Genomic DNA, 23,054 nt, shown 5'->3' with positions numbered 1-23,054 from the left:
GGCTGCGGCATAGATGGCATGGGGGATCCGGCGCTTTTTCTGCCTCGTTTTCTCCACCGGATGCGGTTAGAATGTCAGGCCATTTTACTCACAGGCAGTGGTCATAAGATGCTGAAGATATACAACACACTCACTCGTCAAAAAGAAGAATTCAAACCTATCCACCCGGGCAAGGTGGGCATGTATGTGTGTGGCGTCACCATCTACGATCACTGTCATATCGGCCACGGCCGCACCTTCGTCTCCTTCGACGTGGTGGCCCGTTACCTGCGTTACGCCGGTTACGATCTCACCTATGTGCGCAACATCACCGACGTGGATGACAAGATCATCAAGCGCGCTGCCGAGACCCGGGTGACCTGTGACGACCTCACCGAGCGCCTGATCGGCGACATGCACCAGGACTTCGACGCCCTCGGCATGCTGCGCCCGGACATCGAACCCCGCGCCACCCAGCACATCCATGAAATCATCGCCCTGGTCGAAACCCTGCTGGAGAAAGAGCACGCCTACGTGGCGGACAACGGCGACGTCATGTTCATCGTCGAGTCCTTCGCCGACTACGGCAAGCTCTCGGGCCAGGATCTGGAGCAGCTGCAGGCCGGCGCCCGGGTCGACGTGGTCGAAGCCAAGCGCAACCCCCTGGACTTCGTGCTGTGGAAGATGTCCAAGCCCGGCGAGCCGACCTGGAACAGCCCCTGGGGCCCGGGCCGTCCCGGCTGGCACATCGAGTGCTCCGCCATGAACTCCAAGCACCTTGGCAACCACTTCGACATCCACGGCGGCGGCTCGGATCTGCAGTTCCCCCACCACGAGAACGAGATCGCCCAGTCCTGCTGCGCCCACGGTGGCGACTACGTCAACACCTGGATGCACAGCGGCATGGTGATGGTGGACAAGGAGAAGATGTCCAAGTCCCTTGGCAACTTCTTCACCATTCGCGACGTCCTGGCCCATTTTGACGCCGAAACCGTGCGCTACTTCCTGATGTCCGGCCACTACCGCAGCCAGCTCAACTACTCGGAAGAGAACCTGAAGCAGGCCCGCGCCGCCCTGGAGCGGATGTACACCGCCCTGCGCGACCTGCCGGTGGCTGCCGCCGCCGGTGGCGACGAGCAGGTGGCCCGCTTTGTCGATGCCATGGACGACGACTTCAACACCCCGGAAGCCTACTCCGCCCTGTTCGACCTGGTGCGCGAGATCAACCGCCAGAAGGCCGAAGACATCCAGGTCGCCGCTGGCCTAGGTGCTCGCCTGCGTGAATTGGGCGCCGTGCTCGGCATACTGCAACAAGACCCGGACGCCTTCCTCAAGGGCAACGAAGCGGACGATGAAGTGGCGGAGATCGAGCAACTGATTGCCCAGCGCAATCAGGCCCGCGCCGACAAGAACTGGGCCGCGGCGGACGCCGCTAGAGCCCGTCTCACCGAGATGGGGATCGTGCTGGAAGACAGCGCCGGCAAGACCAGCTGGCGCCGTGCCTAAGGCCGGTGGCGCTGCTCGCGCCAACAGGTTAAGCCAATAAAAAAACCGCAGCCCTAGGGCTGCGGTTTTTGTTTGTGCGAGGGCTTTGCCCTCGAAGGGGTTTCGCCCGCCCTTCGGGCCGGGGCGAGTGACTTTTGAAAGACCAAAAGTCACCAAAAGTCTTCTCCCCCGGCAAACCGCCCGCTTCGCGGGTTCCCTCGTCTCGCTCAACGGGTCGGACGGAGCGCCGCAGACGGCACTTTGGCCTACGCCATCCCTGGCTTCGGCCAAAGCCCGCTTCGAACCTCCCTGTTCTCGCGCCAAATCGGGGTCGAGCTGTGCTCGCCCTGATCCGATTTGGCCCATATGCCGGCTGCGGCTGCGCCATCATCCCTGATGGCGCTCCTGACCCGTTGAACTCGTACTCGGCGGTTTGTAGGGGGAACCAATACTGTGCCCGCCCGTGGCTTTAGCTTGCATGTTGACTGCCTTTTTCGCTGAAAGGGGAGGGTAGAGCAAGGGGGTGGGGAAATAGGGTTTTGGCTTGAGTTAAAATGTGTCAGGGAAATAGAAATAAAAACAGCAGCTCAGGGCTGCAGTTTTTATTTGTGGTTCGTGATGGATTTTATAAAGATTTTACATGTCATGATTGATTTCATTCAAAATAGTTACGTAGCTGAAGATAAAAGTTAAATCGCTTTGCTCCAATTTCTAATGCAGCAGCTTCATCTTCGGGAGAGCTGTTTTCGGATACATAATAATATGTATCTAGTGATGACCAAGTGATTTTTCTTTTATGCTTTTGTAACCAATCAATCTTGCTGGAGAAAAATATAATTTTATTAGAAATATGCATTCTCGCAAAAACAGAAGGCAGGAATTCCTTTTTATCAAAACCTACTACAGGATTGCCAATTGAAAGCAAGTTTGGTTTTTTCTGTTGCTTTGCTGACGATATTTTTTTTACAGATTCATAGAATCCAGATGGCAGGAAACATCCACAGACTAAGCCTTTAGCAGAAAATTCAAAAGCTAATTTTTTCTCAAAAGCAGTTCCACCTAACAAAACACTGTGTTTTTCCTGAACACAAAATTCAATGAAATTACGTACAGTGTTAATTTCACTTTCCTTTGGCTTAGTACTACAGATAATGGAAAAGTCGTACGTAAATTTTCTTTTATTTTTGGGATAGTAATATAAATCTTTTTTTGTATAGTGTTGCAAGTTTTTCGGATATTCATCGGTCGAATTTTTTATAACGCCTGCTTCCACTGGATTAAGAAGTCTCTCGTAATCAGATAATGTTGTTTCGACAAGACCAGCCTTAATAGAATCATAAGGCTCAAATACGTATATGTGTGCAGGTGAATTTTCCAACCTGTCACTAATCATGTCTCGTACTCTATTCCAATCTAATCCTCCATGACCACAGCCTAATGCTGGGAGTGTAACCACTTTTCCACTTTTATTTTCTAGGTAAGTGGAAAGCCATTTCAACCCATCATCAATGTAATGATATTCAGATGGTTTCTTCCAGTGATCCTTTGTAGGGAAGTTTATTATCTCTATTTCCTTCGAGATCATGTCTTTTTGAATCCAGACTGAAGGCGAACCTGGTCGAATAATTCCTGAGCTGCATTGTACTACGTAGTCATTGAACATTTCGGGGAATCGTTTCTTAAATGCAAGCGCGACACCCGCGCCCATTACGCCTACACAGTTAACGGTGTTGACCATAATGTCGGCATCAAATTCGAAAAAATCTCCTGATACAAATTCAATCATGAACCGTTACCTTGCAAATTTTGGAGCGCTTCATTCCTCAGGTTATCAATTTCACCAGAGACTTGCATCAACCAAATATTATTAAAAGAACCAATGTCAGCCTTGCTCAGAGCCACCAACATATTGATGTCTTCTGGAGAGGTTACTATATCGAATAATTGGCTTTTGTTCCTCCCTTTAGCCACGATTTCACCCAATAAGTCATCATAGGTAACCAGCATCACAATCTTCCGAACTAGATCGGTAGGCAATACGGGTAAATCCTCCGTTAAAATTCGTTTCAACATGGGCAGGGACTTTCTAGGATGTTCCTCATCAGCCTTATTCATAATGTTATTGGGCCAGCGAGTTTTTGGCCCTTTGCCTATATCATGTAGGTAGGCGGCCAGCTCCAAGATCTCACGATGAGTAGCATCTAACTGGTGGTACTCATGAGAGTTCGTAATAAGATCGGCAACACGCCTACTATGAGCGCCAACATCTCCACGATGAGGACCGTAGTTTGCAATCAAACCATTAATATCCTCTAGTTCCTTTATTGCTCCGAAGTTGGTTCGAACAGCATGCAAGGTATGCCCTAAACTCTGGAATTTAGGTATCCCTTGTCTTGGATGAGAATCTACATCAGTAACGACCTGTTCGAATAAACTCTTGAGGACAATAGGACCTGTCACCAAAGAGCAACTCCAGTTTCCTGGCTGACAATAATAATGTTCTCCACCACCCTCTACAACATTTGGTGCGGCAACGCCTTTATTTCTAAAAATCAGTCTTACCTGTTCTGATATATATTTGTTCCATGTTATAATCTGATTGACTTCATTCAGATGCACATGGTCTGGTAGCAAAAGTTCTGCCATCTTTCGATGTTTCTGATTCTCGTCAATATAACTCCATCCATTGCAGTCGATAGTTTGCCAATCCAATGTGTCAAGCTGCTCCGCATTATTATTTCCAGAATGGAAGGTCGGCGGAATCACTGTGTTCGCTGATGCGTTGGTAAAATATGCGCCTAGTCTTGTTTCAAGCAGAAATAGAGGAACTGAAAAGTAGATAATGAACTGCTGATCCACATTTTTTTTATGAAGAACAGCCAACTGCATTGGTGTTTTCTTAGCAAAATAAAATGGCACATAATCATGTACGACACGCCCCCCCGCACCGGGCACTTGCATCTGTGCCCGACGCCTCTGTATACCTTCCTCTGCAACGTTTACATGGTTTATGTTCCGAGCATTCTTCTGATTTGTTGAATAAAGTCCGTTATCAATAATGGATTCAAGATTCTCTATAGATGTAAAGTGATATGCATTACGATGTCTGTATTTATCTGGAACTGCCATTTATTCGTTATCCTTTTCAGTGTTTCAATAAACGGGCTAGAGATTAGATTAGTGAAGCGTAATCGGACGTTCGAGAAATAAGGTGGTTATCACTACAAAGCATTCACTATCGGTCCTTCAATATAAAACCGCTCCCCGATAGGGATATGTACCGCTTGCCGTTGTACTCATAATGATTTTTTCTATGAAACCATGTCGATGGCGTTTGTTGCATAGGGGTGACAATTTGGTCTCGCAATAGGGCTGGCAAGGGCCGGATCAGAGATAACAACTCTCCAGATCGTTGCCCCGAATAGCACAGGGTACTTTTAACTTGCCTCGGTGCTGAAGGTTCGCGGTTGCCCCTTGTTGTTCGCCGAGGTGAGCCCGTTTGTCCAGGCCGCGAGGCAGGACGCCGAGCGAGCGCCGCTGGGCCATGGGCCAAACCGGAATTGGGCGAGCAGCGCTCGGCCCGGTTTGGCGCAAGGACAAGGATGTCCGCAGCGGACTTTGACCGACGCCAGGGATGGTGGAGGTCAAAGCCCATCGGCGTGTGCAGTGGGACAAGCGGGTGAACCGAGGGAACCCGACGCAGGAGGGCGAACAAGTGGGGGTGGCCTTTCTTTTGGTGACTTTTCTTTGGCCACGCAAAGAAAAGTCACTCGCCAAGCCGCGCAGCGGCGGCGAAACCCCGTCGAGGACGGAGTCCTCGCGTCCTGCATGGCGAAGCCTTGCCGATGCTACGGCCAACGACATCCCTCAAGGTAATGACGTTACTCGACCCCTCACCCTAGCCCTCTCCCCCAAGGGGCGAGGGAACGGTTACCGTGGTGCAATGCGCTCTGCTTATTGCACCCTACGCCTCTCCCGTTGGGGGGAGGGGATTGTTACCGTGGTGCAATGCGCTCCGCTTATTGCACCCTACGCCTCTCCCGCATGGGGAGAGGGGAACTGTTACCGCGGACGATTACGCTTCGCTACTCGACCCTGTTTGTCCCGGGGCCGTCGGAAACCCCGTCGAGGATGGAATCCTCGCCCCTTGCCGAGGCGCGGGATGCCGGTCTGGCATCCGCCGAGACCCGGGAAGCCGGCCAAATTCCGTCGCTGCCGCCCCTGGCTGTCGCTACCACAATGCGCCGCTGACCCTGGCATATAAAAAGGGGCCAACGGGCACCCACCCCCATCCTACGGAGCCGAGGGGGCCCGATCCATGGATATTGCTGACTCAAGTGTCAGAATCGACAGGTTTTTTGCGCTGGTTCAAAGTTATGGCCCCACGCCCGGGGTGGGGCGGGGCCACAGGCCCTGGCGGGGGGCGCGCCAAAGTGTGAACGGGGTGGTATTTCCCCGGCCTACCCCTTTCTCGCACTTGTCTGGCGTGCCCCGAGTTGGCTAAGGTGGTCGCCCATCACATGCAGGTAGTGGAGAGCGGCATGGACAAGATATTGCAGACCCTGTCGGAGCGGGTCACCCAGGCGCGGGATCTGGAGAGCCTGACCCGGCCCCTGCTGGAGATGCTGGAGGCGGTGACCGGGCTGGAGTCGACCTATCTCACCGAGATCGATGAGGGGCAGAGCACCCAGCATATTCGCTATGCCCGCAACGTGGCCGGGCTGCAGATCCCGGAGGGGGCGGCGGTGGACTGGAGCGATACCCTGTGCCGGCGGGCCATCGACGAGGGACGCCTGTTTACCGACAACGTGGCCGAGTGCTGGGGCGATTCGGATGCGGCCAGGATCATGGGCATTCGCACCTATCTGAGCAGCCCGGTGCGCACCTCGTCCGGCTCCCTCTATGGCACCCTGTGTGCCGCCAGCGCCGAGCGCAAGCCCATGGTGGCGGGCTCTGAGCAGCTCATCGGCTTCTTCGCCCGGCTGATCGCCGAGCATGTGGAGCGGGAGCAGTTGCTACAGCAGTTGCAGCGGGCCAACGACGAGCTGTCGCGCCAGGCCCTCTGCGACCCCCTGACCGGGTTGCCGAACCGCCGGGCCCTGATGCAGGAGCTGACCCGGTTGTTCTCCCTCTCGGATCGGGCCGGGCACCCTGTGCTCATCGCCTTTATCGATCTCGATGGCTTCAAGCAGATCAACGACATCCACGGTCACGAGGCGGGGGATCGGCTGCTCACCACCATGGCGCGTCAGCTGGGCTCGGCCCTGCGCAGTGGCGACATGCTGGCGCGGATGGGGGGCGATGAGTTCGTCGCCGTGGGCATGGGCCCTATCCCGGGGGAGGAGACGGTCGAGGGGGCGGTGCGGCGCTTCGGGCGTCGGCTGTTCGAGCAGAGCGTGCTGCAGTTGCCGATCCAGTCCCGGGTGCTGCACTACCCAGGGGCCAGCGTGGGAGTGGTGGCGGTCGACCCTGCGCACACCAGCGTCGACGAGGCCCTGCGCCAGGCCGATGCGCGCATGTATGAAGTCAAGCGCCAGCGCCGCGCGCTGGGGTGAGGGGCACCTGGCATCCCGGGCGCCCCGACCCATGGGAGTGAGGCCAGGCGCCGCGCCCTTGATGCCGCGCATTGTTGCCCCCGCGCCGGGGATGCTAGGATGCGTCTCCCTCAACACAGGCACTCTCTACCATGGCAAACCCTGTTATCGGCCATTACCGCGCCCTGGCGGCGAAAGTGGCCACCCTCTTTGCGGAGATCTGTGAGTTTCAGCAGCGCATCTGGGTGGTCAGCATCATCAAGGATGCCTACACCGACACCTTCATCGTCAACGAAGGCAGTTTCGAGGAGCCCATGCAGTGGATGCACCGCAAGGGCTACAGCGCCGAGATGCTGGCCCGGGTCGATGCCATGGCCCGCTCCCAGGTGGTCCAGCTGGAGCTCGGTGGGCAGTGTCACCGCCTGATGCGGGTCAAATAGATGGCCCGGGTCGATGCCATGGCCCGCTCCCAGGTGGTCCAGCTGGAGCTCGGTGGGCAGCGCCACCGTCTGATGCGGGTCAAATAGCGGGCCAAAGTCCCGATTTTGGCCCGAATGGTCAGAGCCACAAGATTCGGGCCACTCACCCCGCTGCCTAATGGCAACCCCAGGCGGGGTTGCCCGGGTCATGACTTCTCGGTGGTGCGCTCCGGTTTCAATGCCCCCGAGTAGACGCAGATGGCGGAGTTGTAACTGTTGTAGGCGACGGCGTAGTTGAAGTCGCAGAAATAGGCCGGGTGCTTGGTGGCAACCGTGTCACCCGCCTTGCATTTGTCCTGCATCCCCTCCACCAGAGAGTCATTGTTGGCGCCAAGACAGGCCTTGCCCGTGGTCTTGTCGCCGCCGCACGCCATCAGCAGGGCGCAAACCGAGATACTCATCAACCACTTCGCTGTGCCTTGCATGTTTAATCCTGAGCTGTTCAAACGAGATGCCGGTGCCATGGGCGCCGGGGCGTTGGGAGAGAGCCCCTTGCCCGACAAGAGGGCCAACAGACTCCCGGCGCCATTTTACGGGCCCGGGGCGCTCCACGTCACCCCTTGTGGTGACAAGTACCTGATATTCAATGGTGTTTGTGAGGGAGTTCAAGCGGCTGGCGGGCAAGGGAGGGGCTGAGCAAGGGGAGCCCGGCCCAGTAAGCGAGAGGCCCATGCGGGCCTCTCTGCTGGCATCGAAGGGCACTAGGGCGCCGGGAAGTACTTGTGCTGGATCCGCTGGAACTCGCTGCTGGCCAGCACCTGGGTCAGGCCGTGCTGGAACTCCTTGACCAGGGCATCGTCCACTGGATGGCTGAAGGCGAAGCAGAACTGCTCCGAACTCAGCACCCAGCGCACCTCGAACAGGGCGGGATCCAGCTGCTGGGCCTGGATGAGATCCATCAGGGTGGCCTTGTTGCTGGAGATGAGGTCGACCCGGCCCGAGGTAAGCATCCGCAGCGCCTGGGAGAGGCGGTTGGCGGTCATTATCTTCTGCTCGTCGAAGCCGCTGTTGAGCAGCAGCTGCTCCCCTACGTCGGCGCGTACGGCCCCTATGGTGTGCTGCTGGGCATCCTCCAGCCGGGTGAGCTTGAGGGGATGGCTGGCCAGCCCCATCAGCACGATTTCGGCATAGCCGATGGGGCAGGCCCACTTGAACAGGGGGTCCCGCGCCTCGGTGCGGGCGGTGGTGAAGAGCACCACGTTGGGCTTCTGGGTCAGCAGGTAGTAGCCCCGGGCCCAGGGGAGGATGCTGATCGCCTGGGGCGGGGTGCCGGTCTTCTGCCACACCTGGTGCAGCAGCTCGATGGCAAAGCCGCTGGGGGTGCCATCTTCCCCGGTGAAGTTATAGGGTTTGTACTCTTCGGTGAGGTAGTGAAGCTTGCCAAGGGCCGGGCTGGCGCTGGCCTGCCCCATCTCCCCCGGCCCGCCCCAGAGTGTGGCTAAAAGTGTGGCCAAGAGGGCTCTCCTGCCCTTGATCCTTCCTATCCCTGTTCTCATCCTGACCGTCCTGCTGCCGAGTGCCCAGCTTCAAGTGTTGCCAAGCCACGGGGTTTCGCCACCCGAAGGGGCGAGCCATCGCCGTTGTCGTGCCAGGGCGTGGCGCAACAGGGGGGGGGCGACAGCGCGCGCCATCACCAGGCCGGACGGGTATGGCCTATGGGCTTGAGGGCCTGATCGCACAGGCCGACCAGCAGGGTTGCGCCGTCCGGTTGTAGCCTGAATTCGCCATAGCGCGCCTGCTCGTACTGGGCGGCCGTCCCCTCCTCGAAGAAGAAGGCATCCGGCCCTATCCACCACTGGCCCTGCTGCCAGCGGGCCTGCAGCAGGCGCTGGTCCGGTGCCAGGGCGTCGGGGGCGCGCCCCTCAACGCGCTGCGCCACCTGCTGTTCATCGAGGCGGATGACCAGGGTCTGGGTGGCGGCGCCCTCCTGGTGCGGGCTCCCCAGCTGGCGGGCGAGGGCATAGCTCAGGCGCATGTAATCCCCCTGCATCAGGGAGCGGGGGTCGACCGGGGCCAGCTCCAGCAGCACGGTTTCGCCGCTGCTGATGGCGTGCTCGAAGCGCCAGACGGTGACATTGATGCCCACCAGGATGGCGAGGCCGGTCAGCAATAGGGCAAAGCGTCTCATGAGGCGATCTCCTTGCCGAGGATTTTCAACAGCTGGCGGGTGCCGAGCAGCAGGGCCCCCGAGCCCAGCAGCAGCCAGGATTTGGTCATCAGGGTCAGCCCGAGATCGTAGTAATAGAGGGAGCCAAAGCCGAGCAGCAGCAGGCCGGCCAGGGTCATGAGCCCGAGACTGCCGGCATAGAAGCCGAGCACCAGCACCAGGGCGCCGGCCCCCATGCCGGGGATGATGGCGCTGATCACCACCAGGGGCAGGCCGTAGAGCAACGGCAGTTTCAGTTTCACCATGACGGCGAGCAGCAGGGCGGCGCAGAGCAGGGGATTGAGCCAGAGTGGCAGGCGGGAGAGCCCGAGCTCGTCGAGCGCGCTGGTGCCGCCATCCCAGAGGGGGTGGTGCAGTCGCCCCAGCACCAGCAGGGAGAGTGCCAGCCCCAGGGTGAGGGATTCATAGAGCGAATGGCGTTCTGGGTCGCGCTCGGCCTGCAGCCAGCAGAAGGTGAGGGCGGCCATCACCAGCGGCAGGGCCAGCAGTTGCAGGCCGAGGCAGGCGAGCCCCATGGTCAGCAGGATGGCGGCGGCGAAGCTGTGGAAGAGGCGAACCAGCCAGTGCTCGAACAGGGCGGCGATGGCCAGCGACAGCAGGGCCAGTCCCAGCCAGAGCGGGGCCGAGTGGGGGTCAATCTGGTCGATGAGGCCATAGAGCAGCCAGGCATCGGCCGCGAGCGCGAGTGCCAGCACGAACTGATCCCAGAGATCGCTGCGCCGGGCCAGACGGTTGAGGCCGAGGGCGGCGGCCATCAGCAGGGTGCCCATGACGAGGGCGTGGTTTGGCTCGCGGACCAGGCTCTCGAAGGCCATGAACAGGAAGAACAGCAGGAAGAGGGCGGCCAGCCAGCCCACCATGCCGAGCAGGAAACGGCTCGACCAGTGCGGTTGCTCGTCCCGGGGGGCGTCGCCCTCCACCAGATGGGCGGCCCGCAGCCTCTCCCAAGGGCTCAGATCAGACATGCTGCCTCCGTTGTTGTTGCAGCCAGCGGCTGGCCATCACGGAGAGACCTATGGCAATGAGGGATAGCAGCAAAAAGCCGTTCATGTCCGGCTCCATCCACTTGCCCAGCGCCGCAAGGGTGACGGCGATAAGGCTCAGGCACCCCATGGCGAGCCCGGCGATGAATCTGTGGTGCCAGCGCAGGTAGGCGGCGCCCAGCCAGGCGAGCCAGGCGGGCCAGACCCAGGGGGAGGCGGCATCGAACAGCGCCAGCAGGGCCAGCAGGGTGACCCCGAGCCCGGCGGCCAGCCCCGGGAGCCAGGAGGGCATGAGCGCGAGCCGGGCGGGGGCCAGGATGAGCGCCCCCCAGAGGGCGGCGTTGAGCAGGGTCAGGCACCAGCCGAGGGCCTCCTCATCGAAGGAGAAGAAGAGGTCGATGAGGCCGAGGCGCCAGTAGAGCACCAGCGCCAGCTGGCCGAGCAGCCAGGCGAGGGTCCAGAGCAGGGGGCTCCTGCCGAGCGCCGCCAGGGGCAGCAGCAACAGGGCCCAGGTGGCGAAGAGCTGCCAGGGATCGGCACCTGTCTGGTAGGTCTGACCCACCAGGGCCAGCAGGGCGCCTATGTTGAGGGCCAGGGCCAGCAGCAGGGCCTGGCGCGGGGTGTCGGCCAGGGGCTTGCGCCAGAGCACCAGCAGCATGGCGAGCAGGGGCAGCTCCAGCAGGGCGAGGCGGGAGAGACGGCCCAGGGCCTGCCAGTTGAAGGCGACGAAGAACACCAGGCCCGCCCCCAGGCAGAGGCAGCCGAGCCAGAGCAGCAGCCTGTCGAACAGCCACTGCCAGCGCACCGAGGTCGGGGGGAGATCGCACAGGGCGAGGGCGGCGGGCAATGACTCCCGGGGGAGACGACCGCGTCTGACCCAGTCGAGCAGGGTCTGTCTTGAGGTGAGGTGCATGGCGAGGCTCCTGAAGCCGTCGTGCCTGAGAGATAAGGCATTATGGCACGGCGCCGCGTCCCGGGGCAGACCCCGGTGGCGCTGATGCGACAGGGGCAGGGCATGAGTAACAAAAAAGCCCCGACCGGGAGGAGGGGGCTCTGATGACGGGCAGACGGGGATATGGATGGGTGCTCACGCCCATCCCGTCCCCTCGTTGCTGGTGGGTCAGACGAAGATCAGGGTGCTGGCGCCCAGGCCCACGAAGAGGATGGCGCAGGCGATGCGGATCCCCTGGAGGGGCAGCTTGTCGGCTCCCAGCTTGCCAAGCAGCACCACGGGCACGTTGGCCAGCATCATGCCGAGGGTGGTGCCGGCGATGACCTGGGTCAGGGAGTCGTACTTGGCCGCCAGCAGCACTGTGGCTATCTGGGTCTTGTCGCCGATTTCGGCGATGAAGAAGAGCACGAAGGTGGCCATGAAGGGGCCGTATTTGTCGAGCGAGCTCTCTTCATCTTCCATCTTGTCCGGCACCAGGATCCAGACCGCCATGGCGATGAAGGCGCCGGCGACCAGCCAGGTCATCACCTTGGGATCCATCCAGCGACTGATGAACTCCCCTATCCAGGCGGCCCCCGCATGGTTGAGCAGGGTGGCGACCAGCATGCCGGCGATGATGGGCCAGGGTTTGCGAAAACGACAGATGAGCAGCAACGCCAGGAGCTGGGTCTTGTCGCCGATCTCGGCGATGGCCACGCTCAGGGTTGAGGTTAACAAGGCTTCCATAAAAATGACCGGGGGACGGAATTGTTATAAACCAGAGACAAGCCTGCGCCATCCGTCCCCGGTATTGGCACTGGCCCGTCAAAGGTCTTGTCAAATCCGGCATTGCCCGGATCACCCTGACCATGGTGAGTTGGCACCAAGTATGTTGATCAGGATCGCGCACCGGGTTGGCACCCGTGGCGAGACTACTCCCCCTCGATGGGAGCCGGCATTCTAGGGAAAAACGTCCTCCGAAGCAAGGCGTGTGGCAGGGGGATCAGCCGCCCACCAGCTTGACCTGAAAGCCGGCCTTCTCCAGCTCGGCCTTGATAAGGTCCCGTTTGTCCCCCTGGATCTCGATGATCCCCTCCTTGAGGCCGCCGCCGGTGCCGCACTTCTTCTTGAGCAGGGTGGCGATGGTTTTCTGCTGTTCGGCCGGCACGCCGTGGATGGTGATGACACCAGCGCCCTTGCGTCCCTTGGTCTCGCGGCGGATGCGCACGACCCCGTCGGCGGGGAAGGGGGAGGCGCTCTGGGTGGGGGCGGATTCCTTGATGATGCCGCCGTCCGTGCTGTAGACCAGGCGGCTGTTGTTGTCGTGACTCATGGCAATACTTTGTCGGTTAGCTAAGCGGAGTTTGATTTTACGCAAATAAATGTTGAGGGCACAGCTTATAATCCTCCCCACTAAAAGCGAATTATTCTTGTTTAACTTCAGGAGCCCGTCATGGTACTCACAGAGTTGTCGCCGGGGCAGCGTGCTCGTATCAAGAACATGAACCAGCTTGGCCGTGCCTTGCGACGCAAGCTGATGGTGATGGGGCTCCTGCCCCAGACCGAGATCCTCTATCTGCGGGCGGCCCCCCTGGGGGATCCGCTCCAGATCCAGTGCCAGGGCATCTGCCTCTCCATGCAAAAGAGCCTGGCCCAGCAAATCGAGGTCGAACCGGTATGAACTACTCCCTGGTAACCGTAGGCAACCCCAACAGCGGCAAGACCTCGCTGTTCAATGCCCTGACCGGTGCCCGCCAGCAGGTGGGCAACTGGAGCGGGGTCACCGTCGACAAGAAGATGGGCGAGTTTTCCGCCAAGGGGCAGGATTACACCCTGATGGACTTGCCCGGTATCTACTCCCTGGCCAATCAGGAGGCGAGCCTGGACGAACAGATCGCCAGTCGCTTCGTGCAGGGCCAGCAGCCGGATCTGCTGCTCAACGTCATCGATGCCGCCAACCTGGAGCGCTCCCTCTATCTCACCCTGCAACTGCGGGAGCTGGGCCTGCCCATGGTGGTGGTGCTCAACAAGATGGATCTGCTGCAAAAGCGCCGCATCACCATAGACGAGGGGCTGCTCGGCCAGGCGCTCGGTTGCCCGGTGGTGTCGCTCTCGGCCCACAATCGCCAGCAGGTGGCGGCCTTCAAGGAGCAGATCCACCAGTTCATCGGCCAGCCCCAGCCCGCCCTGGTGCTCGATTACGGTCAGCCGCTGGAAGCCGACATCGCCGAGCTCGAGACCCTGCTCGCCCCTCACCACCTCAGTGACCGCGGCCGAGCCCTGCGCCTGCTGGAGGAGGACTTTGCCATGCAGGAGACGCTGGCGGCGGGTCAGCAGGCGGCGGCCGACAACGTGGTGAGCCGCGCCCACCACGCCCAGGACATCGATCTGCAACTGGCAGATCTGCGCTACGGCCACATCCACCACTGGTGCCAGCAGGCGTGCCGCCATCAGGACAAGCTCACCGTCGCCCAGAGCGAACGGCTGGACAGGGTGCTGCTCAACCGCTGGGTGGGCATCCCCTTCTTCCTGCTGGTGATGTACCTGATGTTCATGTTCGCCATCAAGGTGGGCAGCGCCTTCATCGATTTCTTCGACATCCTGGGGGGCGCCCTGTTCGTGGACGGAGTGCACCACCTGCTGGGGCTGGCGTCGGCCCCCGACTGGCTGGGGGCCGTGCTGGCTGACGGGGTCGGCGCCGGTCTGCAGACGGTGGCGACCTTCATCCCCGTGGTGGGCTGCCTCTTCCTGTTCCTCGCCGTGCTGGAGAGCTCGGGCTATCTGGCCCGCGCCGCCTTCGTGGTGGATGCCCTGATGCGCCGCCTCGGGCTGCCCGGCAAGGCCTTCGTCCCCATGCTGATGGGCTTTGGCTGCACCGTGCCCGCGGTGATGGCGACCCGCACTCTGGGGTCGGAGCGCGAGCGGCTGATGACCTCGGCCATGGCGCCCTTCATGTCCTGCGGCGCCCGGCTGCCGGTCTATGCCCTGTTCGCGGTGGCCTTCTTCCCCGCATCGGGCCAGAACCTGGTGTTCGGCCTCTACCTGCTCGGCATACTGGTGGCGGTGCTCACCGGCCTCTTCCTGCGCAGCACCCTGCTGCCGGGCAAGAGCGACTCCATGGTGATGGAGATGCCGGACTACGAGTGGCCCCGTCCGGTGGACGTGGGGCTGCGTACCTGGCAAAAACTCAAGGGCTTCATCTTCGGCGCGGGCAAGACCATAGTGCTGATGGTGGCGGTGCTGAGCGTGCTCAATTCGCTGGGCACCGACGGCAGCTTCGGCAACCAGGATCAGGAAGACTCGGTGCTGAGCAAGAGCAGCCAGTCGGTGACCCCGGTACTGCACCCCATCGGGATACGGGAGGAGAACTGGCAGGCCACGGTCGGCATCCTCACCGGCATCTTCGCCAAGGAGGCGGTGGTCGCCACCCTCAACAGCCTCTATGCCGGTAGCGCCGGTGACGAGGAGGAGAGTGAATACTCCCTGCTCGGCAGCCTGAAGGAGGCGCTGGCCACCATTCCCGCCAACCTGGCGGACATCGACCCCGCCGATCCCATGGGGCTCAAGGTCGGGGAGCTGGCCGATCAGCAGGCGGCCGCCGAGGCCCAGGAGGTGGATACCTCCACCTATGGCAACATGCAGACCCACTTCGACGGGGCGGCCGGTGCCTTCGCCTACCTGCTGTTCGTGCTGCTCTACATGCCCTGTGCCGCCGCCATGGGCGCCCTGGTGCGGGAGACCGGTCGTCAGTGGGCCCTGTTCACCGCCGCCTGGTGCAACTACATGGCCTTCATGTGCGCCACCCTCTTCTACCAGCTGGCGACCTTTGCCGCTCACCCCGAGCAGAGCCTGCTCTGGACCCTGAGCTACGGGCTCTCCCTGGCGCTGCTGTGGTGGTTCGGTCGCCGCCACGGGGACATAGTCGCCCGCAAGGTGGTGACTCTGTGAGGGCGCAAGCGAGGGGATGTTCCCATCAAGAGGAGGTCACGCCATGATATTGCGAGAGCTGGGTGATTATCTGGCGGCGCAGCAGAGGGTGAGCCGGCGGGAGCTGGCCCGCCACTTCCACACCTCGGAGGATGCGGTGGAGGCCATGCTTGGCGTCTGGATGCGCAAGGGCCGCGTCACCAAGCGGGAGACCCGGGTGTGCGGCGGCAGTTGCTGCGGCAAGAGCGAGGAGGTGATGTTCGAGTGGTGCGAACCCGGCCGGATCGGCCTGGTACAGCAGCGCTGAGCGCATTGCCGCCAGAGAGTGTCGGCTGACAACAAGAGACCCGCCACTGGCGGGTCTCTTTTTTTTGTCTGTTGCCGACATGGCGGGAGGGTTGCTGGGCCATCACAGCCTGGCCAGCATCGCCTGGGTGACCAGCACTATGCCCTGCTCGGAGCGATAGAAGCGGCGGGCATCCTCGCAGGCGTTCTCCCCCACCACCAGCCCTTCCGGCAACCGGCAACCCTTGTCGATCACCACCCGGCGCAACCGGCAACCGGCCCCTATCTCGACCCCGGGGAAGATCACCGCCTGATCCAGGGTGCAGAAGGAGTCGACCCGCACGTTGTTGAACAGCACAGAGCTCACGATGAAGGAGCCGCTGACTATGGTGCCGCCGGCGAACAGGGAGTTGATGGTCATGCCGTGCTGGCCGTTCTGATCCTGCACGAACTTGGCGGGGGCCGTCATCTTCTGGCTGGTCCAGATGGGCCAGTCCTGATCGTAGATGTCGAGCTCGGGGGTCACCGAGGCGAGATCCATGTTCGCCTCCCAGAAGGAGTCCACCGTGCCCACATCGCGCCAGTAGGGGCGTTTCTGCGGGCAGCAGCCGACGCAGGAGAGGCTGAACGGATGGGCATAGGCGGTGCCCTCCTTGACCACCCGCGGGATCACGTCCATGCCAAAATCGTGGTGGGACTGCGGGTTGGCGAGATCCTCTTCCAGCAGCTGATAGAGGTAGTCGGCGTCGAAGATATAGACCCCCATGGAGGCCAGCGCTGTGTCGGGTTTGCCCGGCATGGCGGGCGGGTCGGCGGGCTTCTCGACGAAGGCGTTGATCCTGCGGCTCTCGTCCACCGCCATCACGCCGAAGGCGCTGGCCTCCTGGCGCGGCACTTCGATGCAGGCCACCGTCACCCGGCTGCCCAGGTTGACGTGATCGAGCAGCATGGCGGCGTAATCCATCTTGTAGATGTGATCCCCCGCCAGCACCACCACATATTTGGGGCCGTGCTCGCGAATGATGTCCATGTTCTGGTAGACCGCATCGGCGGTGCCGCGATACCAGCTGACCTCGTCAATGCGCTGCTGGGCCGGCAGCAGCTCGATGAATTCGTTCATCTGGTAGCGCAGGAAGGACCAGCCCGATTGCAGGTGACGCAGCAGACTGTGGGACTTGTACTGGGTGACCACGCCGATCCGGCGGATCCCGGAGTTGATGCAATTGGAGAGGACGAAGTCGATGATGCGGAACTTGCCGCCAAAATGAACGGCCGGTTTTGCCCTGTTGTCCGTCAACTGCTGGAGCCGACTGCCTCGCCCCCCGGCTAACACCAACGCCATGGTCTCGTTCAATAACTGTCTGGACCTTGCTGTGTTGGCTGGTTGTAACAACATTGAATACCCCTTTATTGATATACCTCCTCAATGGTGCCTCCTTTGAGGCCTTCTTGAAAGGGTTTTCAACCCGGGTGGGGATTCAAACTGATTTTTTTGTCATTTATGTGAGCGCGCGCCATTGCCCATCAGGGGAGGGCTCGGTGTGGTCGAATAAAGGGCAGAGCGCAGCGCGAAGGGAGAGGGACCCGCCGTGCTCTTGTTGAACACCCGGCCGCGACGGCGGCCGGGTATGGCGGGGGAGGGGGCGCGCCTGACTAGAAGAGATCGTTGTTATCATCCTTGGTGGGCTCCAGGCTCCAGCCGCTGGCCGCCGCACTGTTGCCTATCTGCCCCTTCTCGCGCCAGAGTTTTATCTTGAGGCGCAGGTTGTTCTGGGAGTCTGCGTTCTTGACCGCCTCTTCTTCGTCTATCACCCCCTCCACCACCAGATCGAACAGGGTGCTGTCGAAGGTGACCATGCCAAGGGCCCTGGATTTCTCCATGATCTCCTTGAGGCCGCCAAACTCGCCGCGCTTGATGAGATCGCGAATGGTGTGGGTGCCGAGCATCACCTCCACCGCCGCCCGGCGCCCGCCGTCCGTGGTCTTCACCAGCCGCTGGGAGACGAAGGCCTTGAGGTTGTTGCCAAGATCATTGAGCAGCTGGGGCCTGCGCTCCTCGGGGAAGAAGTTGATGATGCGGTCCAGCGCCTGGTTGGCGTTGTTGGCGTGCAGGGTGGAGATGGCAAGGTGGCCGGTCTCGGAGAAGGCCAGGGCATGTTCCATGGTCTCGCGGTCACGAATTTCACCGATAAGGATGACGTCCGGCGCCTGGCGCAGGGTGTTCTTCAGGGCCGCGTGGAAGCTGCGGGTATCCACCCCCACCTCCCGCTGGTTGATGATGCTCTTGCGGTGGCGATGGACGAACTCCACCGGATCCTCGATGGTGATGATGTGGCCGCCGCTGTTGCGGTTGCGATGGTCGATGAGGGCCGCGAGCGAGGTGGACTTGCCAGAGCCGGTGCCGCCGACGAAGAGCACCAGGCCGCGCTTCTCCATGATGGTGTCGAGCAGCACGGGGGGGAGCTTCAAGTCCTCGAAGCGGGGGATCTCGGTCTTGATGTTGCGCGCCACCAGGGAGACCTCGTTGCGCTGCTTGAAGATGTTGACCCGAAAGCGGCCTATCTGGGGCAGGGAGATGGCGAGGTTCATCTCCAGCTCCTTCTCGAACTGCTGCTTCTGCTCCGAGTCCATGAGCTCGGCGGCTATCCTGGCCACCTCGCCCGGCTCGAGCGGCACCTCGTTCAGGGGGCGCAGGGCGCCGTTGAACTTGGCGCAGGGGGGGGCGCCGGTGGAGAGATAGAGGTCGGAGCCATCCTGCTTGGCCAGGATCTGTAGCATGTCTCGCAATTCCATGTGTTGCCTCGTCACTCAAAGAAATAGGGGGAGCAATGTGCTTGAGTGTACAGCCTCAGGCACCGGTCAGTTTCTCGCGAAACACAAAAAACACCGCGCCCAGGATGCACAGGCCGGCCCAGAGGTAGTCCCACTTCAGGTCCTCCTTCAGATAGAAGATGGAGAAGGGGACGAACACGGTGAGGGTGATCACCTCCTGCAGGATCTTGAGCTGACCGACGGTCAGCACGGTGTGGCCGATGCGGTTGGCGGGCACCTGCAGCAGGTACTCGAACAGGGCGATCCCCCAGCTCACCAGGGCGGCGATGATCCAGGGTTTGTGGTTCATGCTCTTGAGATGGGCATACCAGGCGAAGGTCATGAAGACGTTGCTGCAGATCAGCAGACCGATACTGGTGATGATAGGGTTCATTAGGTTCTCCTTTGAAATCAATGCATTTTATCTCGACTCCACGGGTTTCCATAAGTGGGGCTTGAGGGTATTTTTAACCCACAAGGATGTGGCAACAGAAGGTTGAAACTGGATGGGCAAGACAAGCTGGGGAGTGCTTGGTCTGTTGTTTGCCTGTATGACGCCCGTTACCGCGATGGCGAACGGAGCGCCAACTCTGACGGTGGTGACCGATGTCTGGCCCCCGTTTCGCATGCTCGCGCAGAACGACGAGTTCCATGGTCTGGATATCGACATTCTGCGCCAGCTGCAGGCTCGCAGCGGCATAGTGCTCACCCTCAAGCGGGTGCCCTGGGGACGGGCACTCAAGCAGATGCAGACAGGTCAGGCGGACTTGATGATAGGGTTGGCCCACACGCAAGAGCGGGCGGCCTTCATCGATTACCTGCAACCGGCCTATTACCAGTGCAGGCCTGCCTTCTACGGCAAGGCGGCGGCGGTGGCCACCCTGAAAACCTACGAGGATCTGCGCGGCAGGGAGATAGGCTATGTGCTCAACTCCGCCTATTTCGCCCCCTTCGACGACGACGGCCAGCTCGACAAGCACGGGGTGCCAACCGAGGATCAGTTGCAGCGCATGGTGGAGCGGGGTCATCTGCCCCTGATGATAGGCACCGACTGCCAGGTGGATTACGCCCTGAGCCAGCGCAACGACGCCGGCCTCATCAAGGCGAACTACCGCCCGCCCCACCCCGTGGTGCTCTACCTGGGCATGAGCAAGCACTCACCCCACCATGCGCTCGGGCCTGCACTGGCGCAGGCGTTGCAGACCATGGTGGAGAGCGGCGAGATAGCGACGCTGGCCAAGCCTTACCAGCCTTGACCTTGGGTGGTAACGCGCTGTTATCATGCAGCTTTCCTGCTGGCCCCCGGTTCGGGGGCGGCACCTGTCTCATTTCGGGGATCCCGCGTGTATCTCGCTCTCATCCACCGCCAGCAGCGCTGGCAGCGCCACTGGCTGCTCGCCCTGTCGCTGCTCGTGCTCTCTCTCTTCCTGCTCTCCCTTGCCCTGGGGGAGTTCGTGCTGCTGCCCTGGCAACCCCTGGGGGAGCTGGAGCTGCGCATCCTGCTGGAGCTGCGGCTGCCGCGCGCCCTGCTGGCCCTGCTGGCGGGGGCGGCACTCGCCTGTGGCGGCGCCGTGCTGCAGGTGATGCTGCACAACCCTGTGGCCGAACCCGGCCTGCTCGGCGTCTCGAGCGGGGCTGGCCTCGCCGCCATGGTGGCGATGGCGGTGGCCAGGTCCCTCGGGGTCTACCTGCCGGGCTGGGGGCTGTCCCTCGCGGCCTTCGGCGGCGCCCTGGTGGTGACCATGCTGCTCATCCACCTGGCGCGCCGGGCCCGGCTCGGCCACACCCGGTTGCTGCTGTTCGGGGTGGCCATCGGCATCCTCACCAATGCGGCCATGACCTGGCTGATGTACTTTGCCGACGACGGCTCCCTGCGGGAATTCATGTTCTGGATGATGGGCAGCCTCTCCTATGGCAGCCAGCAGCTCGCCTGGTGGTGGCTGGTGCTGCCGCTGACCCTCGGCTGGCTCTGCTGGCAGGGCCGGGCGCTGCAACAGCTGCTGCTGGGGGAGACCCAGGCCAGGCTGATGGGGATGAACGTGGACCGCATGCGGGTGCGGCTGGTGCTGGCGGTCTGCCTGCTCACCGGGGTGGCGGTGTCCCTGTGCGGTGTCATCGGCTTCGTCGGCCTGGTGGTGCCTCACCTGCTGCGGCTGTGCGGCGGCAGCGATCAGCGCTTCCTGCTGCCCGCCTCGGCGCTGGGGGGCGGCGCCCTGCTGCTCGGCGCCGATCTGGTGGCGCGCTCGGCCCTTCATGCTGGTGAGCTGCCCATAGGCGTCATCACCGCCTCGGTCGGGGCGCCGCTCTTTATCTACCTGCTGCTGAGGCAAGATGCCGATGTCTCCCGTTAACACCTCCCCCGATCCCCTCTGGCTGCTGGAGGCGCGGGCCCTCGGGATCCCCGCGCGGCTCGCCCCCCTGGATCTGGCCTGGGCGGGGGGCCAGCTGGTGGCCCTGCTTGGCCCCAACGGCAGCGGCAAGTCGACCCTGCTCGGCGCCCTGGCGGGTATTCTGCCCGCCGAAGGGGCCGTGCTGCTGGGAGGGGAAGTGCTCACTGACCTGAGCTGGCCGGAGCTTGCCAGGCGCCGCGCCATGCTGCCCCAGCGTCAGCCCCAGCTGTTCCATATTCCGGTGTTCCAGGTGCTGAGCCTGGGACTGGATGAGGAGGGGTTGCCCGAGGCACAGGGCAGGGCGGTGGCCGAGATCTGCGCCGCGCTGGAGCTGGATGCCCTGCTGGCGCGGGATTTCAGCCGTCTCTCCGGCGGGGAGCAGCAGCGGGTGCTGATCGCCCGCACCCTGCTGCAACTGTGGCCAGGCCTCAACACAGATGGGCGGGTGCTGCTGCTGGACGAGCCCCTGGCGGGACTGGATCTGCACCATCAGCTGGCCCTGCTGCGGCTGCTCAAGCAGCTGGCCGGGCAGGGGTTGCTGGTGGTGATCGCCATCCACGACATCAACCTGGCCATCGACTGGGCGGATCGCATCCTCTGCCTGCAACAGGGTCGGGTGGTGAGCGAGGGGGGCGTGGAGGTCATCGACGAAGCCTTGCTGGAGCGGGTGTTCCAGATCAAGACGGATCGCGTCGAGGCGGCCGGCCGCACCTGGTTTATGCCGAGCCTGTGAGGCTGCCCCCTCATCCCCGACCCTTCTCCCGCGAGGGGAGAAGGGAGAAGGAGTGCCCGGGCTGGATAGCGCGAAGCGGCTAACAAGCCCTGAGACTCAACGTTTACCGGGAAAATCAAAGGGCCAGACATCCGGGATGTCTGGCCCTTTGTATCGCTGAGCAGAACGTTTAGTTGTTCAAACCAGCTGTTTGCTCAGACGCACAGCCGCCGCTTCGGCCAGCATGGCCAGCAGGGTCTCGGTGTCTTCCCACGACAGGCAGGCATCCGTGATGCTCTGGCCGAAGGTGACGGCGCAGCCGTTCTCCACGTCCTGACGCCCTTCCACCAGGAAGCTCTCGGCCATGATGCCGGCGATGCCGGTGCGGCCGCGGCGCAGCTGATCGCAGATATCCTGCGCCACCAGCAGCTGGCGACGGTGATCCTTCATGCTGTTGCCGTGGCTGAAGTCCACCACCAGGCGCTCGGGCAGGCCCACGTCGGCCAGGGCTTCACAGGCCTCGTCGATACTGGCGGTGTCGTAGTTGGGCCTGTGGCCGCCACGCAGGATCACGTGGCCATAGGGGTTGCCGGCGGTGCGGTAGATGGTCATCTTGCCGTCCTTGTCCGGGGAGTAGAAGATGTGGCTGTGGCGGGCGGCGCGCACCGCATCGATGGCGATGCGGGTGTTGCCGTCGGTGCCGTTCTTGAAGCCCACCGGGCAGGAGAGGGCGGAGGCCATCTCGCGGTGCACCTGGGATTCGGTGGTGCGCGCGCCTATGGCGCCCCAGGTGATGAGGTCGCTGATGTACTGGCCGGTCACCATGTCGAGGAATTCGGTGGCGGTGGGCATGCCCATCTCGTTGATGTCCACCAGCAGCTGGCGGGCCAGCTTCAGCCCTTCATTCACGTCGAAGCTGCCGTCGAGGCGGGGATCGTTGATCAGCCCCTTCCAGCCGACGATAGTGCGCGGCTTCTCGAAGTAGGTGCGCATCACTATGCACAGGCTCTCCTTGTATTGCTCGCGCAGGGTGTTGAGGCGCTGGGCGTATTCGCGGGCGGCGGCGGGATCGTGGATGGAGCAGGGGCCGACGATGACCAGCAGGCGCTGATCCTCACCGGCCAGAATGGCTTCTACATCGTGGCGGGCATCCAGCAGATTCTGGGCGACGGTGTCGTTTAACGGGAAGGCGTGCGCCAGCTCGCTCGGAGTGATCAGGGACTCCAGGCGACGGGTGCGCAATTCATCGGTGTGAATGGACATACGACTCTATTCTCGAGTGAATAAGGGGGGCGGGATGCCAAAATGCAAGGGGATAAAATAAAGCAAAAATCCCCCGATGGAAACCTTGGGAGGCTCTGATAGGATGTG

At 61.5% G+C, this 23,054-nt stretch carries 22 protein-coding genes; 9 read left to right on the top strand and 13 right to left on the bottom strand.

Features of this window, described 5'->3' with window-relative positions; genetic code table 11:
- Positions 1-108 precede the first annotated feature (108 nt).
- On the top strand, positions 109-1,485 hold the full coding sequence (gene cysS / locus AC3WR3_RS03465; RefSeq protein WP_492291180.1) for a cysteine--tRNA ligase: 1,377 nt from the start codon (positions 109-111) through the stop codon (positions 1,483-1,485).
- Between the two features lie 634 nt (positions 1,486-2,119).
- Here the strand turns inward: cysS and AC3WR3_RS03460 are convergent.
- Together AC3WR3_RS03460 and AC3WR3_RS03455 are read right to left on the bottom strand one after the other, a co-directional pair.
- The gene (locus tag AC3WR3_RS03460) at positions 2,120-3,250 is read right to left on the bottom strand and encodes a macro domain-containing protein (RefSeq protein WP_492291179.1); all 1,131 of its coding nucleotides are present in this window, start codon (positions 3,248-3,250) and stop codon (positions 2,120-2,122) included.
- Positions 3,247-4,593, bottom strand: a complete 1,347-nt coding sequence (locus AC3WR3_RS03455) for a DarT ssDNA thymidine ADP-ribosyltransferase family protein (protein WP_492291178.1) — start codon at positions 4,591-4,593, stop codon at positions 3,247-3,249. The genes AC3WR3_RS03460 and AC3WR3_RS03455 overlap by 4 nt, the downstream gene beginning before the upstream one ends.
- A gap of 1,412 nt (positions 4,594-6,005) precedes the next feature.
- Here AC3WR3_RS03455 and AC3WR3_RS03450 point away from each other — a divergent pair.
- Together AC3WR3_RS03450 and AC3WR3_RS03445 are read left to right on the top strand one after the other, a co-directional pair.
- Positions 6,006-7,019, top strand: coding sequence for a sensor domain-containing diguanylate cyclase (locus AC3WR3_RS03450; protein WP_202046078.1), 1,014 nt, complete (start codon positions 6,006-6,008; stop codon positions 7,017-7,019).
- A gap of 131 nt (positions 7,020-7,150) precedes the next feature.
- Positions 7,151-7,438 (top strand): hypothetical protein, encoded by a 288-nt coding sequence (locus tag AC3WR3_RS03445; RefSeq protein WP_139437392.1) that lies wholly within the window; start codon positions 7,151-7,153, stop codon positions 7,436-7,438.
- Positions 7,439-7,623: 185 nt separating this feature from the next.
- Here AC3WR3_RS03445 and AC3WR3_RS03440 read toward each other — a convergent pair whose 3' ends face one another.
- The 7 genes from AC3WR3_RS03440 to AC3WR3_RS03410 all read right to left on the bottom strand — a co-directional run bounded on the left by AC3WR3_RS03440 (position 7,624) and on the right by AC3WR3_RS03410 (position 12,891).
- The gene (locus AC3WR3_RS03440) at positions 7,624-7,878 is read right to left on the bottom strand and encodes a hypothetical protein (RefSeq protein ID WP_041204490.1); all 255 of its coding nucleotides are present in this window, start codon (positions 7,876-7,878) and stop codon (positions 7,624-7,626) included.
- A gap of 300 nt (positions 7,879-8,178) precedes the next feature.
- Positions 8,179-8,889, bottom strand: a complete 711-nt coding sequence (locus AC3WR3_RS03435; protein WP_265437570.1) for a substrate-binding periplasmic protein — start codon at positions 8,887-8,889, stop codon at positions 8,179-8,181.
- 218 nt (positions 8,890-9,107) lie between these two features.
- A complete protein-coding gene (locus AC3WR3_RS03430; RefSeq protein WP_492291177.1) occupies positions 9,108-9,605 on the bottom strand; it encodes a GDYXXLXY domain-containing protein in 498 nt (165 codons plus the stop codon).
- Positions 9,602-10,609, bottom strand: coding sequence for a DUF4401 domain-containing protein (locus AC3WR3_RS03425; RefSeq protein ID WP_319914223.1), 1,008 nt, complete (start codon positions 10,607-10,609; stop codon positions 9,602-9,604). The genes AC3WR3_RS03430 and AC3WR3_RS03425 overlap by 4 nt, the downstream gene beginning before the upstream one ends.
- A complete protein-coding gene (locus AC3WR3_RS03420; RefSeq protein WP_454009393.1) occupies positions 10,602-11,540 on the bottom strand; it encodes a DUF2157 domain-containing protein in 939 nt (312 codons plus the stop codon). The genes AC3WR3_RS03425 and AC3WR3_RS03420 overlap by 8 nt, the downstream gene beginning before the upstream one ends.
- A gap of 207 nt (positions 11,541-11,747) precedes the next feature.
- Entirely contained in the window at positions 11,748-12,305 is a 558-nt protein-coding gene (locus AC3WR3_RS03415) for a TMEM165/GDT1 family protein (RefSeq protein WP_247626520.1), read from the bottom strand.
- A 256-nt stretch (positions 12,306-12,561) separates the two neighbouring features.
- Positions 12,562-12,891, bottom strand: a complete 330-nt coding sequence (locus AC3WR3_RS03410) for a translation initiation factor (protein ID WP_454009392.1) — start codon at positions 12,889-12,891, stop codon at positions 12,562-12,564.
- A gap of 120 nt (positions 12,892-13,011) precedes the next feature.
- Between AC3WR3_RS03410 and AC3WR3_RS03405 the strand changes: the two genes are divergently transcribed.
- The 3 genes from AC3WR3_RS03405 to AC3WR3_RS03395 are packed head-to-tail and all read left to right on the top strand — an operon-like array spanning position 13,012 to position 15,792.
- A complete protein-coding gene (locus AC3WR3_RS03405; RefSeq protein ID WP_171273620.1) occupies positions 13,012-13,239 on the top strand; it encodes a FeoA family protein in 228 nt (75 codons plus the stop codon).
- Positions 13,236-15,506 (top strand): Fe(2+) transporter permease subunit FeoB, encoded by a 2,271-nt coding sequence (gene feoB, locus AC3WR3_RS03400; protein ID WP_492291176.1) that lies wholly within the window; start codon positions 13,236-13,238, stop codon positions 15,504-15,506. Before AC3WR3_RS03405 ends, feoB begins: the two co-directional genes overlap by 4 nt.
- Positions 15,507-15,549: 43 nt before the next feature.
- Positions 15,550-15,792: a FeoC-like transcriptional regulator gene (locus tag AC3WR3_RS03395; RefSeq protein ID WP_139436654.1), complete on the top strand. Its 243-nt coding sequence runs from the start codon at positions 15,550-15,552 to the stop codon at positions 15,790-15,792.
- Positions 15,793-15,894: 102 nt separating this feature from the next.
- On the opposite strand, the gene glgC is transcribed toward AC3WR3_RS03395, so the two are convergent.
- The 3 genes from glgC to AC3WR3_RS03380 form a co-directional block, all read right to left on the bottom strand.
- Positions 15,895-17,166, bottom strand: a complete 1,272-nt coding sequence (glgC, locus tag AC3WR3_RS03390; protein ID WP_139436656.1) for a glucose-1-phosphate adenylyltransferase — start codon at positions 17,164-17,166, stop codon at positions 15,895-15,897.
- 257 nt (positions 17,167-17,423) lie between these two features.
- A complete protein-coding gene (gene tapW / locus AC3WR3_RS03385; RefSeq protein WP_106886444.1) occupies positions 17,424-18,563 on the bottom strand; it encodes a type IVa pilus ATPase TapW in 1,140 nt (379 codons plus the stop codon).
- A 55-nt stretch (positions 18,564-18,618) separates the two neighbouring features.
- On the bottom strand, positions 18,619-18,975 hold the full coding sequence (locus tag AC3WR3_RS03380) for a DMT family protein (protein WP_042654692.1): 357 nt from the start codon (positions 18,973-18,975) through the stop codon (positions 18,619-18,621).
- Between the two features lie 112 nt (positions 18,976-19,087).
- On the opposite strand from AC3WR3_RS03380, the gene AC3WR3_RS03375 reads away from it, so the two are divergent.
- The 3 genes from AC3WR3_RS03375 (at position 19,088) to AC3WR3_RS03365 (ending at position 21,704) form a co-directional block, all read left to right on the top strand.
- Positions 19,088-19,837: a substrate-binding periplasmic protein gene (locus AC3WR3_RS03375; protein WP_492291175.1), complete on the top strand. Its 750-nt coding sequence runs from the start codon at positions 19,088-19,090 to the stop codon at positions 19,835-19,837.
- 87 nt (positions 19,838-19,924) lie between these two features.
- Positions 19,925-20,932: a vitamin B12 ABC transporter permease BtuC gene (gene btuC, locus AC3WR3_RS03370; RefSeq protein ID WP_202046068.1), complete on the top strand. Its 1,008-nt coding sequence runs from the start codon at positions 19,925-19,927 to the stop codon at positions 20,930-20,932.
- The gene (locus AC3WR3_RS03365; RefSeq protein ID WP_492291174.1) at positions 20,919-21,704 is read left to right on the top strand and encodes an ATP-binding cassette domain-containing protein; all 786 of its coding nucleotides are present in this window, start codon (positions 20,919-20,921) and stop codon (positions 21,702-21,704) included. Before btuC ends, AC3WR3_RS03365 begins: the two co-directional genes overlap by 14 nt.
- A gap of 177 nt (positions 21,705-21,881) precedes the next feature.
- Here the strand turns inward: AC3WR3_RS03365 and AC3WR3_RS03360 are convergent, their stop codons facing one another.
- Positions 21,882-22,946: a 3-deoxy-7-phosphoheptulonate synthase gene (locus AC3WR3_RS03360; protein ID WP_268424530.1), complete on the bottom strand. Its 1,065-nt coding sequence runs from the start codon at positions 22,944-22,946 to the stop codon at positions 21,882-21,884.
- Positions 22,947-23,054: the final 108 nt, after the last annotated feature.

It is taken from the genome of Aeromonas sp. EU05-FHT14A05 (assembly GCF_058791175.1).
The sequence above is the reverse complement of the archived record's forward strand: the minus strand, read 5'-3'. Positions and strand labels throughout refer to the sequence as shown.

Excerpts from the sequence above, each read along its gene's own strand:
- AC3WR3_RS03460 (WP_492291179.1), bottom strand. The coding sequence starts at position 3,250 with ATGATTGAATTTGTATCAGGAGATTTTTTCGAATTTGATGCCGACATT.
- AC3WR3_RS03365 (WP_492291174.1), top strand. The coding sequence starts at position 20,919 with ATGTCTCCCGTTAACACCTCCCCCGATCCCCTCTGGCTGCTGGAGGCG.
- AC3WR3_RS03375 (WP_492291175.1), top strand. The coding sequence starts at position 19,088 with ATGGGCAAGACAAGCTGGGGAGTGCTTGGTCTGTTGTTTGCCTGTATG.
- AC3WR3_RS03415 (WP_247626520.1), bottom strand. The coding sequence starts at position 12,305 with ATGGAAGCCTTGTTAACCTCAACCCTGAGCGTGGCCATCGCCGAGATC.
- glgC (WP_139436656.1), bottom strand. The coding sequence starts at position 17,166 with ATGTTGTTACAACCAGCCAACACAGCAAGGTCCAGACAGTTATTGAAC.
- AC3WR3_RS03445 (WP_139437392.1), top strand. The coding sequence starts at position 7,151 with ATGGCAAACCCTGTTATCGGCCATTACCGCGCCCTGGCGGCGAAAGTG.
- AC3WR3_RS03450 (WP_202046078.1), top strand. The coding sequence starts at position 6,006 with ATGGACAAGATATTGCAGACCCTGTCGGAGCGGGTCACCCAGGCGCGG.
- AC3WR3_RS03425 (WP_319914223.1), bottom strand. The coding sequence starts at position 10,609 with ATGTCTGATCTGAGCCCTTGGGAGAGGCTGCGGGCCGCCCATCTGGTG.
- feoB (WP_492291176.1), top strand. The coding sequence starts at position 13,236 with ATGAACTACTCCCTGGTAACCGTAGGCAACCCCAACAGCGGCAAGACC.
- cysS (WP_492291180.1), top strand. The coding sequence starts at position 109 with ATGCTGAAGATATACAACACACTCACTCGTCAAAAAGAAGAATTCAAA.
- AC3WR3_RS03405 (WP_171273620.1), top strand. The coding sequence starts at position 13,012 with ATGGTACTCACAGAGTTGTCGCCGGGGCAGCGTGCTCGTATCAAGAAC.
- AC3WR3_RS03455 (WP_492291178.1), bottom strand. The coding sequence starts at position 4,593 with ATGGCAGTTCCAGATAAATACAGACATCGTAATGCATATCACTTTACA.
- AC3WR3_RS03360 (WP_268424530.1), bottom strand. The coding sequence starts at position 22,946 with ATGTCCATTCACACCGATGAATTGCGCACCCGTCGCCTGGAGTCCCTG.
- AC3WR3_RS03395 (WP_139436654.1), top strand. The coding sequence starts at position 15,550 with ATGATATTGCGAGAGCTGGGTGATTATCTGGCGGCGCAGCAGAGGGTG.
- AC3WR3_RS03430 (WP_492291177.1), bottom strand. The coding sequence starts at position 9,605 with ATGAGACGCTTTGCCCTATTGCTGACCGGCCTCGCCATCCTGGTGGGC.
- tapW (WP_106886444.1), bottom strand. The coding sequence starts at position 18,563 with ATGGAATTGCGAGACATGCTACAGATCCTGGCCAAGCAGGATGGCTCC.
- AC3WR3_RS03435 (WP_265437570.1), bottom strand. The coding sequence starts at position 8,889 with ATGGGGCAGGCCAGCGCCAGCCCGGCCCTTGGCAAGCTTCACTACCTC.
- AC3WR3_RS03440 (WP_041204490.1), bottom strand. The coding sequence starts at position 7,878 with ATGAGTATCTCGGTTTGCGCCCTGCTGATGGCGTGCGGCGGCGACAAG.
- AC3WR3_RS03420 (WP_454009393.1), bottom strand. The coding sequence starts at position 11,540 with ATGCACCTCACCTCAAGACAGACCCTGCTCGACTGGGTCAGACGCGGT.
- AC3WR3_RS03380 (WP_042654692.1), bottom strand. The coding sequence starts at position 18,975 with ATGAACCCTATCATCACCAGTATCGGTCTGCTGATCTGCAGCAACGTC.
- AC3WR3_RS03410 (WP_454009392.1), bottom strand. The coding sequence starts at position 12,891 with ATGAGTCACGACAACAACAGCCGCCTGGTCTACAGCACGGACGGCGGC.